This window comes from Halobacillus sp. AWH4_228, from assembly GCF_056158365.1.
Genome location: NZ_JBSWTE010000001.1, coordinates 2951268 through 2963538 on the forward strand (window position 1 = coordinate 2951268; position 12271 = coordinate 2963538).

Consider the following 12271-nt stretch of genomic DNA (forward strand, 5'->3'; position numbering starts at 1 on the left):
GCCGCTCCGGCTGAATGAAACCGGAACGGCTTAATGATTAAGAGCTGGTGAGCTGCTTGCGTAAGTTCTTTCTTAATATTTTCCCTGTTGTGTTCTTTGGAAGTTCGTGTAGAAACTCAATTCGGGACGGCCATTTATACTTGGCGAGCCGCTCACGGCAGAAAGCGAGCAGTTCGGCTTCCCGGAGAGACGGATTCCTGGAAACAACAAAACTGATGACCGTTTCCCCAAGCTCCGGGTGCGGCGCACCGACGACCGCCACTTCTGTAATGTCCTCGTGGCTGTATAAAACCTCTTCCACTTCTCTTGGATAGACATTATAGCCCCCGACAAGAATCATATCCTTTTTCCGGTCCACAATGTAGAAATACCCTTCTTCATCTACACGGGCCATATCGCCGGTATAAAGCCAGCCATCTCTGATTGTTACAGCAGTTTCCTCCGGCATTTTGTAATAGCCTTTCATCACGTTCGGACCTTTGACGATCAACTCTCCGACTTCGCCGACAGGAACATCTTCTCCTAGTTCATCCACGACGCGGTTTTCTACATTTTTTATATTTCTCCCTATTGATCCAGCTTTTCTCGGACGGTCCAGCGGGTTGAAGGCAGTGACCGGCGAAGCCTCCGACAATCCATACCCTTCTGAGATCCGTACGTGAAACTGCTGTTCAAAAGATTCCAGCAGGGATACAGGCAGCGATGAGCCGCCGGAGATGGACAGACGCATGTGCCGGAAGGTCTGCACCTGATCGCTGCCTGTCTGCTGCAGATAATTATACATCGTCGGCACTCCGGCAAACACGGTAGCTTTATGTTCATCTGCCACAGCAAATACTTCCTGAGGGGAAAACTTCGGAATGACGAGGATGGTGCCTCCATTCATAAGCGGTGCATTCAAACAGACGGTCAGGCAGAAAACATGGAACATCGGCAGTGTGGCAATGACCCGGTCATCGGAAGAAAACTCCAGGTAGTCCGCCACATCTGTGGCGTTGGAATATAAATTCCGGTGGGTCAGCATCGCACCTTTCGGCTTCCCGGTCGTTCCTGAGGTATAAAGGATGACTCCCGTGTCTTCATCCTCAAGGGGCGGTCCCTCAAAAGCCGGGCTGCCTTCCTCCACCGCTTTTGTAAACGATTTCATTTTTGGAGACAAGGAAGATGCGGACAAATCCATACCGCTGTTCGTATCGGCAGCAAAATAATGCTCCACATCGCTTTGGTGATCCAAATGTTCAAAAATCTCCAAAAGGACATCCATTGTGATGACAGCTTTGACATCCCCATTCTTTAAAATGTATCCAATCTCTGATGCGGTGTAGGTCGGGTTGATTGGGATAACAGTCGTCCCCGCACGGAGGGCTCCGTACAAGCCGATCATAAACAGAGGACTGTTCCCACTTACCAAAGCCACATGGTCTCCTTTCCCATAGCCAAGCCTGGACAACGTTGAAGCGAATTTCGTTACGGACGCATCGAACTCTTTGTAGCTGACCGAATGACCTTGAAAAATATAGGCATCCTTGTCAGGGTTTTCTTGAGCCGTCAGCATCAGCTGTCCGCTTAAATTCATGCATGCTCCCCCTTATTATGAATGAATAATCATTCACCATTTGTATTTTCTAATTAATTATAAAATACTGAAAACTTTTTATCAACTTATGTCTAAACGTGAAATAGGAAAAACCCGGCCCCCTCCAACAGAGACCGGGAATTTTTTAATAAAGGATGTTCAAAAAGTCTTCTTTTGAAATTTTCCCAAGGTAATAGGAAATATCCACCTCATCCAAAGCTTCAGAGATGGCCTGGCGTTCATACCTGCATCCGATCAATGTATCCTCGACTACATGGATATCACCGACACCGAAGAAATCTCCAAACACTTTTGCATTCTGGATGGTACCTTTAGACACATCAAGACGGACATCGTAACTCCCTGCTCCTTCAATCCGCTTGGTGTGCTGGATGTTGAACTTCGGAGAACGGCCGTAGTTCCAGTCCCAGTTTTTATAGCGCTCATCGGCAAGTTTATGGATGTTGTCCCAGTCTTCGGCAGTCAGCTTATACTGTGGTACATCCTTCACATCCTCCACATCAAAAATATAGCGGAGAATCAGGTGTTTGAATTCCTCCATGGAAATCGGCTCTTCGAGAAATTCAGAGATGTTCGCAACGCGGCTGCGGATCGATTTGATTCCTTTGGATTTGATCTTTTCTGTTTTCACATTCAGCGCAGATACGACGTTTTCGATTTCAGAATCCAGCATTAACGTTCCATGACTGAACATCCGCCCTCGTGTAGAAAACTGGGCATTCCCTGAAATTTTCCGGCCATCCTCTGCGGTAATGTCATTTCTTCCGGACAACTCCGCATTTACACCGAGCTTTTTCAAGGCTTCTGTCACCGGCTTCGTAAATTTAGCGAAATCATGGAAGCTGTCTCCGTCATCCTTCGTGATGAAGCTGAAATTCAAGTTTCCGAGATCATGATAAACGGCTCCCCCACCGGACAGGCGGCGTACAACATGAATGCCGTTATCTTCCACATAATTGGTGTTGATTTCCTCCACCGTGTTTTGGTTCTTCCCAATTATGATGGACGGTTCATTGATATAGAACAGTAAGTAGGTTTCATTAATATCGAGATTTTTTAAGGCGTACTCCTCGATCGCCAGATTAATCCTGGGATCATTAATGCCTTCGTGGTCTATAAAAAGCATGGCTTTCATCCTTTCCAGTCCTTATTCCATGTACCATTGTAATCGTTTAGAAAAGGAGAAACAATCTATTTACTCCAGGATAAACCTTCCTCTGCGATCTGAATGGTTCCTTGAAAAACGTTCCGGGCTTCCTGACGCAGGCGGGTATGATCCCCGAAATGTGGAAGATGACTGAGCCAGAGCGTATCCACCCCGGCATCCCGGGCGATGGTGGCAGCTTCTGTACTGGTCATATGCCCCGGACCGGTCCCATCCATTCCATGATAGAAGTTCGTATCTGTAATCAACAGGTCCGCCCCTTCTGCAAAATCCCCCCACGGTTCGAAATAACTCGTGTCCGCTGTATAAACAATCGTGTTGTCCCCATCACTGATCCGCATACCATAACAAGGAACAGGGTGGGAGGTTTTTTGAAAGTCAATCGTGAATGGTCCGAGTTTCAGCGTTTCTCCAGGATCATAGCCGACGCCTTCTGTATACTGATGGCTCAGCCGCTCAAACTGTTGTTTGTCTTCTTTGTGCCCATATAGATAAAGCTTCTGATTCGTTTCATGCAGAGTGTTCTGAACGAGCATCGCGTATTGCAGCGGTCCGATATCCGCTATATGGTCATGATGGTAATGAGACAAAAGGACAGCATCAAGATCCATCACTTTTTTGTACTGCTGCAGTCGCGACAAAACACCACTTCCGCAATCGACAAGCATCGTAAATCCATCCTTCTCCAACAAGTATCCGGAGGTCGCACTTCCTGACGCCGGATAGGCTCCCCAGTATCCGATAATCGTCACTTTCACATCATCCACTCCCTTTTTAAAAAAATTCCGCCTAAATATGCTTTGTTTTATAACAGATGGTTGATTTCTGAATATTGTTATAATACAATGGTTTTACATTAAAAATACTTGGAGGCGATTTACCATGATGAATGTTCTTGAGTTTTTCCGTAACCTGCCGAAAAAGCACTGTGCTCAATGTGGAAATGTCATTCAGGAAAAAGCCGACTGTTATGGTAATGTTTGCGACGACTGCGACCACCCTGCCCGTTAATTCCAGTATTCCACAAAAATCCATAGAGTGAACCTATCATTTGAAGCAGCTGGCATCAGCTGCTTTTTTTATGGATGCCATAAAAAAAAGCCATTCGTAGAAAACTACTGAATGGCTGCTTCTCTGCGTTTCGTTGAATTTCTTAATAGAAGCTGATGGGGATAGACATACCGCTTCGGTGCAATGGCTCCCGGATGAAGCAGCTGCTGTATGAGTACTTCCACCGTTTTATCCGCCATTTGTATGACCGGCTGCTGGATGGTTGTGACAGAAGGCACCATCAGGAGCGACACCATCTGATTATCAAACCCTACCACGGCGAGGTCCTCCGGCACCTTCCAGTCTGAGGAAGAAGCTTCATAGATTAAACCGGCTGCTACTTCATCCGATCCAGTAAATACCCCGTCAATATAAGGGAATTCGCTGCGAATCAAATGAAAGACCTTCTGTCCGTCACTGACATCAATCGCCCAGTCGATATTAAGCTCGTCGAGGAAAGGTCGCCCATATTCCTCCAACGCCTCAAGGAATCCCTGCTTCCGCATAGCTCCCAGATGACTTTCCGGCCCTCCGCTGGCGTACGCAATATGTTTACACCCCTGCTCCAGCAAATGAACAGCAGCTTCGTAGGCGGCTGTTTTATGATCCATATGAATCATTGGAATCGAAGCATCCTCCATGTATTCATTGCAGAACACAATCGGACCGGACTCCAGATAAGGCTCGACATCCTTCCAATCATTGATGAGGGAAGCCATAATCACACCATCCACCTGCTTCGTTTTCAGCAGCTGAAGATAGTCGATTTCTTTTTTTCTGGAATGGTGGGTCTGGCAGACGATTACCTGGTATCCCCATTCGGATGCTTTCTGCTCCATCGCTTCAATTAAGTTTCCGAAGAATGGATTGGTAACCCGGGGCAGCAGGACTGCTATGGTTTCTGTTTTCTGGCTGCGCAGGCGGCGCGCAGATGAATTGGGGACATACCCGAGGTCCTTCATGGCCTGGACTATTCGCTGCCGCTTTTCTTCAGTCACGTATGGCTGATCATTAATGACGCGGGACACCGTCGTCCTTGATAATCCAGCCAATTTCGCTACATCTTCAATCGTAGCCATATTCATTTCCCCCTTGATGCTATTTGAAAACGTTTCCAATTATTATCATACTAAGCCTTGTCGTTTCATGCAAGCCCTTTCATAAGGTTGCAGGCTTCTATAAGGAAGGCTGCATATAAAAAAAGCCCCCCGTTGATCCGGGGAGCTCTTCTCGTGCCATTATACAAAAAGATGTGTGAGAACCTTCTCTACGGCCGCTTCTCCCTGGTCAATACAGTCAGGAAGACCGATGCCGCGGTAGGAGCCGCCAGCCAGATAAATGCCGGGCAGCTCTTTTTCCATAGCTGCTGTAATATGCTGCAGCTTTTCCTTATGCCCCACCTTATACTGAGGCATTGCATCATGCCAGCGCGTCACAACAGAAAAATCCGGTTTTTCCGTAATGTTCATCGTTTTATTCAAATCCTTCAAAACGATGTCCTGGATTTCTTCATCCGTCTTTTCGACGATTTCCTGATCCGACGGCTTACCGACATAACACCGGAGAAGCACTTTTCCCTCTGGTGTCGAGTGCGGCCATTTTTTATGTGTCCACGTGCAGGCGGTGATGCGGAAATCGCTGTTTCTCGACACGACAAAGCCTGTGCCGTCAATATCCTTCTTAATGGCTGACGCATCAAAAGCCATGGCGACGTTGGCCACCGATGTGGCATTGGTGTTCTTAAACGGCTCAAGAAAATCAAAGTGGGACAGCATGCGCTGAACCGCGAAATGGGGAACAGCCATAATGACAGCATCCGCTTCCTTCACTGTTCCATTACTGAGCAGCAGTTGATAGCCATCGTCCTGTTTCTCGATATGATTCACTTGGACTCCCGTTTGTACCGTTCCTGGATGCAGCTGCTCTTCGACCGCATCCACCAGGGAGCTGAGCCCGTGTTTCAGGGTACGGAACATGCTCGGTTTCTTTTCGCCTTTTTTACGCTTTGGGATGTTAGTGGTCCGACGCAGTCCTTTAATCAGGCTGCCATACTCCTGCTCCATCTCATAAAACTGCGGGAAGGTCGCCTTCAGGCTCAGCTGATCGATGTCGCCGGCATAAATGCCGGACAAAAGCGGCTCAATCAGGTTTTCGACCACTTGATTCCCCAGCCGGCGCCGGAAGAAAAGTCCAAGCGACTGATCTCCCTCCACCGTCTTTTTGGACTTCACAAGATCCATCGACGCTCTGATTTTTCCTGCAGGTGTGAACAATCCGGAAAAAAGAAATGGACGGATCCGCGTAGGAATCCCCATATAGGATCCCGCCGGCATCTTGTGAAGCCGCCCATTCACTAAGATGTAGGATTGACCTGTCCCATTGGGTACAAGCTCCTCCCCCAGTCCGACTTCACGGGCCAGGCGCCCGGCGCTTTCCTTTCGTTCCAGAAAAGAATCAGGACCGCGTTCAATCGTGAACCCGTCCTTTTTCACGGTTTCAATTTTACCGCCCAGACGATGGCCGGCTTCTAATAATGATACATCGAGAGGGATGTCTTTTTCGTCTGCTTTTTTCTGAAGGTAATAGGCGGATGTTAATCCTGTGATCCCCCCGCCTATAACTACGACTTGTTTTCGTTCCCCCATCGTCTTACTGCTCTTTCGCTTTATCCAGCACGACATCAGCTAGAGTGTCGATAAACTGCGGATGCGTATTCGGCATTTCAGGACGGTAATAGCCTGCTCCGATTTCATCACAGACAACCTTACACTCGTAATCGTTGTCGTAAAGAACTTCCAAGTGATCGGAAACGAAACCGACCGGCGCATACACGAAAGTGGTGTATCCTTTTTCATGATAAAGATCACGGGTAAGGTCCTGCACGTCCGGACCGATCCATGGATCCGGTGTATTCCCTTCACTCTGCCAGCCGATTTCATAATTGGTGATGCCGGCGGCTTCTGCAATCAAATCCGCCGTTTTCTTCAGCTGATCCGGATATGGATCGCCGCCTTCCAAAATCTTCATCGGCAGACTGTGCGCCGATACGATCAGGCAGCTGTTTTCTTTTTCTGCTTCATCCATTTTGCTGTATTCCGCTTCCAAAGCCTGCTTCCAGTAATCGATAAAGCCCGGGGCGTCGTACCAGCTTTCCACAGAACGGATAGTGATGCCGTGTTTGTCTGCTTCCTCTTTCGCACGTCCGTTGTAAGATTTTACGCTGTACGTGGAATAGTGGGGAGCAAGAACAATGGAAACCGCTTCGTCAATGCCATCTTCGGCCATCTGAGCCACCGCATCTTCCACGAACGGCTCAATATGTTTTAAGCCAAGATACATATGGAATTCAACATCCTCCTGTTTTTCATTCAACGCGTTCTGTACGGCTTCGGCCTGATCATCCGTAATGCGGGCCAGAGGCGATATGCCTCCAATGGCATCATAACGGTCACGCAGATCCTGAAGAAGCTCATCCGACGGCTTTCTTCCCCGGCGGATGTGTGTGTAATAACGCTCCAAATCTTCTTCCTTATAAGGAGTTCCATAAGCCATTACTAATAGTCCCATTTTCTTCTGTGCCATGCAGCTTCACCTCTTAGTTCTTTTTTGAGTACGTATGGATTAAATTGGTCAAACGCTTCAATGTTTCCGGTTTGATATCCGGTGTGACACCATGTCCAAGATTAAAGATGTGGGACGGATGATTTCTGCCCTCATCAATAATCCGCTTGGCCCGCTCTTCAATAACGTCCCAGTCGGATAAGAGAATCGTCGGATCCAGGTTCCCCTGCAGCGGTTTCGTCACCCCTGCGTTTCTAGCTTCTGTAATCGACATTCTCCAGTCCAGACCAATGACATCGACAGGAAGATCATCCCATTCGTGGATCAAATGACCTGCTCCGACGCCGAAAGTAATCAACGGGACATTTTCTTCCTTCAATTCAGAGAAGATCCGCTGCATCACCGGCTTGATAAATGTCCGGTAGTCTTCGACGTTCAGGGAACCTACCCACGAATCGAAAATCTGGATGGCTTCGGCTCCGGCTGCCACCTGCGCTTTTACATACGCAATGACCATATCAGCAAGCTTATCCATGAGAGCAAACCATGTCATCGGCTCACTGTACATCAGTGATTTTGTTTTGCTGTAGTTCTTGGAAGGACCGCCTTCAATCATATAGCTTGCCAGTGTGAACGGCGCTCCACTGAAGCCGATCAATGGTACTGTCAGCTGCTCTTTCGTAAGCAGACGGATGGTATCCAGAACATAAGGAACATCCGCCTCCGGATCAATGGTTCCAAGCTTCAAGATGTCGTCTTTCGAGCGGACTGGATTATGGATGACGGGACCGACCCCTTTTTTGATCTCGACATCCACACCAATCGCCGGAAGAGGGGACATGATATCCTTATAAAGAATGGCAGCGTCCACGCCGTACTGCTCGACAGGCAGACGTGTGACGTAGGCACACAGTTCCGGTTCATGAGTGATCTCAAACAATGAGTATTTCTCTTTTAGTTTGCGGTATTCAGGCTGTGACCGTCCGGCCTGGCGCATAAACCATACGGGTGTATGATCGGTTTCTTCACCGCGGAAAGCTCTCAATATTGTGTCATTCTCAATTTTCTTCATGAATAAGACTCCTTTTTAACGTTCATCAACGACCCGTTTTCAACTATAACATTTATCGGAAAACCATGTCGCTGTATAAGTGGTTTGTCACGATTTTGTACGATTTTAAAAGTCCCAGTTCAGGCGGACAGAGTTGGACGGCTGTCCTTCTTTACCTGTAAGCGGGTCGGCGGGGACAATGTAGTAGCGGGTCTCATCAAAAACACTGAACGCACTGATGCGGAACTCCCCTTTGCCGGTCACTTCCCCGACTTTAACATCCTCTCCCTCTTCTTCCCTGAAAATACGGTAAATAATCCGTTCATCCTCCGGTATGCTCCACGTAATCGTCCCGCGCAGCGTAGCCAGTCCGCCCAGGTTGAGGTTAGCCTCCGCATCTGTAATCACCGGCAGGGAGACAGGATCAGGAAGACTTTCCACTCCTTCCGGCTGTTCAAACGCTGTCGCAAGCTCCTGCTGCTGGTCCACTTTCGTTAAAATGCGTTTCATCATGCGGGCCGGATAGGCACTGCTGCCTTCCACACGGCTGCCTTCTTCATTGGAGTCATACCCCATCCAGACGGCTCCGGCATATTCCGGGGTATAGCCGGCAAACCAGACATCTGTATCCTGCTGCGTACCGGTTTTCCCAGCCAGGGCTTTCGGATAGTCGCCGGAACTTGCGGTACCATCCTCCACGACTGTCTGCAGAATTTCCGTCAAATACCAGGAGGTTTGAGCGTCAAACACCTGCACTTCTTCCGGCGTATGCTCATGGATAACCTTTCCCTCCCGGTCTGCCATCTGCTTAATGGTATAACTGTCTTTCTTCACTCCTGACTGGGCAACGGCCCCGTATGCCTCTGCCATCTGCAGGGGTGTATAGCCTTCAGAAAGCCCGCCTAAAGCAATCGCAAGCCCATCGTCCTTTGTAGAAAGACCCAGTTTATCTAAATACGTTTTCGCATAAGGGATGCCGATTTGATCGAGCAGCCATACCGCTGACACGTTCTTCGATTCTACAAGAGCTTCGTAGAGCGACACCTGACCTTCGTACTCATCGTTGTAGTTTCTTGGATTAAACTCACCAAAGGCCTGCCGTTCATCCGACAGCAGGGAATACGGGTCATATTCATCCATCATGAGGGCCGGGCCGTAGACCGCGAACGGTTTGATCGTTGAAGCCGGCGGCTGTTTTGAAAGAACCCGATTGAAGTCCCCGTGCACATAATCCCGTCCGCCAACAGCGGCAGCAACGGCTCCCGTCCGGTGATCGGTAATCGTCAGCGCCCCTTCCACAGGACCTGCTGTCCCGGGAATATATTCCCCGTTTTTCATTTCTTCGGCAGCTATTTTCTGAATGACCGGATCCATCTCCACGATGATCTGATAACCGCCGCGCTTCAGTTCGTCCCGTGAGATATGATACTTCTCAGCCGCTTCCTGAATAACGAGGTCGACGTAACTATTGGACCACGTCTCCTCCTCCGTATCTTCTTCTCTTTCCACAGCCAATGTCGTTCCCTGCATCTGTTTCAGTACAGCGGCATCTATGCTTCCTACATCATACATCCGTGCCAGCACAACGTTCCTGCGTTCTTCAGCTGCTTCAGGGTTTTCAAAAGGAGAGTAGGTATTCGGTGCTTTCGGCAGCCCTGCCAAAAGCGCTCCTTGAGCGATGCTGAGATCTGAGACTGAGGTTTGGAAATAGTGCTGGGAAGCGGCTTCAATGCCGTACGTTCCCTCCCCGAAATAAATCCGGTTCAAATAAAGTTCCAAAATTTCGTCCTTCGTGAAGTTCCGCTCCAAATAAAGGGCGGCCATCACTTCCTTCGTCTTACGCATCCACGTCTTTTCATTGGTCAAAAACACATTTTTCGCCAGCTGCTGCGTGATGGTACTGGCTCCCTCCACCTTTTTCATGGCGATGATATCCTTATATACCGCACGTAGAATACCTTTAAAGTCTACACCGGAGTGCTCACGGAAACGGCTGTCCTCCACGGCAGTAAAGGCTTCCTGCACATGATCAGGAACCTGGTCGATACTGACGACCTGCCGATTCTTCGTATAGATACGCTCAATCACTTCACCATCGGCCGTTTCCACTGTCGTCATTTCATCAAGGATTAAATCCTTCTCATTGACGACGAAACGCCCACCGAAATAGATCGTCATAAAGCCTGCAAATAAGAAAAAGACAAGCACGCCAAGACCGAGAAGCGGCCACTTCCATTTCTTCACCCAGGAAGGAAGCTTGTCCCATTGTTTTTTTAATTTCACTGCAATTCGACCCTTTCTGTCTGTCACCTTCCAGCTTGCCACCCTTCAACCCCTATTGATACACTGAACATACCGAAGGAAAGGAGACATCGCCTATGAAAGTTTCAATGACAAGTGGTACACTGGATTACTTAGCTAAACTGCGGGAGCAGCACCCTGACGCCTCCATCTTCTACATGCAGGATCAGGATAAAACCCTCGCTTATTATGAAGGAGACGGTCCTTCGATTTTCTCTGAGGGCCGGGATTATGAGACGGTCGACCGTGTCGGGGACGTCCAGTCGGAAGGGTATGTGGTTATGAACAACATCCCTGTCAGTGAAGAGGGACGTCCGGTGTTTGAGGATCGTTTCAAGCAGAGAGCGGGAAGCGTAGAAAACCAGGAAGGCTTCCAGGCCATCCGTATCCTCCGCCCGCTGAAAGGAAATACGTATGTTGTCTTCACCCAGTGGCGGAACCAGCAGGACTTCGAAGACTGGAAGAATTCCAAATCCTTTGATGATGCCCACAAAAAGTCCGGACCGAAACACGCGAAGAAACCTTCCTTTATAGACGGAGACGCCTATATTACACAATACCGTATGATCCAGCTTGAAGACTAGCATAGCAAAAGTGAGCGGCACATGCCGCTCACTTTTTTATTCTTCCTCTGCCCCATTGAGTACTTCATTCCGGAAAAATTCCTCGAACACCGTTTCCGGCTGCTCTCCGACAAGTCTCGCCTGCTCTTCGCCATTTTCATAATGGACGAGTGTCGGCGTTGATTCAATGCTGTACGCTGTCCACACATCAAACTCTAATAAGTTCATTTTTTTCATGTCGATATCCAGATCCTCTACCATCGGCACAAGCACAGGAGTTGTCCGTTGACAATGCGGGCAGGTCGGACTGTAAAAATACACGGTAACCGGATCTCCCGATTCGATTTCCTCCTCCAGCTCATCCGGCAGAATCTGATTCTGGTAATTCGGATCGTCCAGCTGGTTGATGGTAGCCTGATCCAGCTCATCCTTGCCATAAAGATTATCGGCTGTCTTCTGATTGTTCTGGTAATTGACGACAAAGATAAGGACAACAACGAGAACAGCCAGCACACTGGCGAAAATAATCATGCCTTTTTTCATGAACGATGACTTCCTTCCTTTTTCACTACAAGCACGTGAATGATAAAAATGATGATAAATGCGGTTCCCGCTAAAAACGGAATGGTGATGAAACCGAATAGATTGATGTACTGGCCACTGCACGGCACAAGACCGCACGAATCCCCGGCGGATAAGACCGGGATTTTCTGGAGGCTGTAGTGCCAGGCAGATACACACACACCGATACCGCTCATAAACAACCCCGGCAGCGCAACCGCCATATTCTTTTTCACAAGGGCTGTGCCATAGATGAGCACGAGCGGGTACATGAGAATACGCTGATACCAGCACAACTCACACGGCGGAAAGCCGAGCACTTCTGAAAAAAACAAGCTTCCGGCCATGGCAGTCAGAGATACAGCCCAGATGACAAACAGCCGGCTTTCATGATCCTTCTTCATACAAGTCTTCCTTTCTCT

The 12271-nt window shown here is 48.6% G+C and carries 12 protein-coding genes; 2 read left to right on the forward strand and 10 right to left on the reverse strand.

All coding sequences use genetic code 11. The features are described 5' to 3' along the window. Window positions 1-37: 37 nt before the first annotated feature. The 3 genes from ACXADP_RS15300 to ACXADP_RS15310 form a co-directional block, all read right to left on the reverse strand. Complete coding sequence (locus ACXADP_RS15300; RefSeq protein WP_474967818.1) at window positions 38-1576, reverse strand: fatty acid--CoA ligase family protein; 1539 nt, start codon at window positions 1574-1576, stop codon at window positions 38-40. A 145-nt stretch (window positions 1577-1721) separates the two neighbouring features. Beyond that, complete coding sequence (locus ACXADP_RS15305; protein WP_474970362.1) at window positions 1722-2723, reverse strand: lipoate--protein ligase; 1002 nt, start codon at window positions 2721-2723, stop codon at window positions 1722-1724. Window positions 2724-2788: 65 nt separating this feature from the next. After that, window positions 2789-3520 (reverse strand): MBL fold metallo-hydrolase, encoded by a 732-nt coding sequence (locus ACXADP_RS15310; protein WP_474971867.1) that lies wholly within the window; start codon window positions 3518-3520, stop codon window positions 2789-2791. 124 nt (window positions 3521-3644) lie between these two features. Here ACXADP_RS15310 and yhfH point away from each other — a divergent pair, with 124 nt between their 5' ends. Next, on the forward strand, window positions 3645-3773 hold the full coding sequence (gene yhfH / locus ACXADP_RS15315) for a protein YhfH (protein WP_084163219.1): 129 nt from the start codon (window positions 3645-3647) through the stop codon (window positions 3771-3773). Window positions 3774-3877: 104 nt separating this feature from the next. Here the strand turns inward: yhfH and ACXADP_RS15320 are convergent, their stop codons facing one another. The 5 genes from ACXADP_RS15320 to ACXADP_RS15340 all read right to left on the reverse strand — a co-directional run bounded on the left by ACXADP_RS15320 (window position 3878) and on the right by ACXADP_RS15340 (window position 10749). Next, window positions 3878-4891 (reverse strand): LacI family DNA-binding transcriptional regulator, encoded by a 1014-nt coding sequence (locus tag ACXADP_RS15320; RefSeq protein WP_474967816.1) that lies wholly within the window; start codon window positions 4889-4891, stop codon window positions 3878-3880. Window positions 4892-5050: 159 nt separating this feature from the next. Further along, on the reverse strand, window positions 5051-6457 hold the full coding sequence (gene hemY, locus ACXADP_RS15325) for a protoporphyrinogen oxidase (protein WP_474967815.1): 1407 nt from the start codon (window positions 6455-6457) through the stop codon (window positions 5051-5053). 4 nt (window positions 6458-6461) lie between these two features. Continuing rightward, window positions 6462-7394 carry a ferrochelatase gene (hemH, locus tag ACXADP_RS15330; RefSeq protein WP_474967814.1) on the reverse strand — a complete coding sequence of 311 codons (933 nt, stop codon included), beginning with the start codon at window positions 7392-7394 and terminating at the stop codon, window positions 6462-6464. Between the two features lie 13 nt (window positions 7395-7407). After that, on the reverse strand, window positions 7408-8445 hold the full coding sequence (gene hemE, locus ACXADP_RS15335; protein WP_474967813.1) for a uroporphyrinogen decarboxylase: 1038 nt from the start codon (window positions 8443-8445) through the stop codon (window positions 7408-7410). Window positions 8446-8550: 105 nt separating this feature from the next. Continuing rightward, window positions 8551-10749, reverse strand: a complete 2199-nt coding sequence (locus ACXADP_RS15340; protein WP_474971868.1) for a transglycosylase domain-containing protein — start codon at window positions 10747-10749, stop codon at window positions 8551-8553. A gap of 53 nt (window positions 10750-10802) precedes the next feature. On the opposite strand from ACXADP_RS15340, the gene ACXADP_RS15345 reads away from it, so the two are divergent. After that, window positions 10803-11309: an antibiotic biosynthesis monooxygenase family protein gene (locus ACXADP_RS15345; protein WP_474967811.1), complete on the forward strand. Its 507-nt coding sequence runs from the start codon at window positions 10803-10805 to the stop codon at window positions 11307-11309. 36 nt (window positions 11310-11345) lie between these two features. On the opposite strand, the gene ACXADP_RS15350 is transcribed toward ACXADP_RS15345, so the two are convergent. Together ACXADP_RS15350 and ACXADP_RS15355 are read right to left on the reverse strand one after the other, a co-directional pair. Continuing rightward, on the reverse strand, window positions 11346-11831 hold the full coding sequence (locus ACXADP_RS15350; RefSeq protein ID WP_474971869.1) for a thioredoxin family protein: 486 nt from the start codon (window positions 11829-11831) through the stop codon (window positions 11346-11348). Then, window positions 11828-12253, reverse strand: coding sequence for a disulfide oxidoreductase (locus tag ACXADP_RS15355; protein WP_474967809.1), 426 nt, complete (start codon window positions 12251-12253; stop codon window positions 11828-11830). The genes ACXADP_RS15350 and ACXADP_RS15355 overlap by 4 nt, the downstream gene beginning before the upstream one ends. Window positions 12254-12271: the final 18 nt, after the last annotated feature.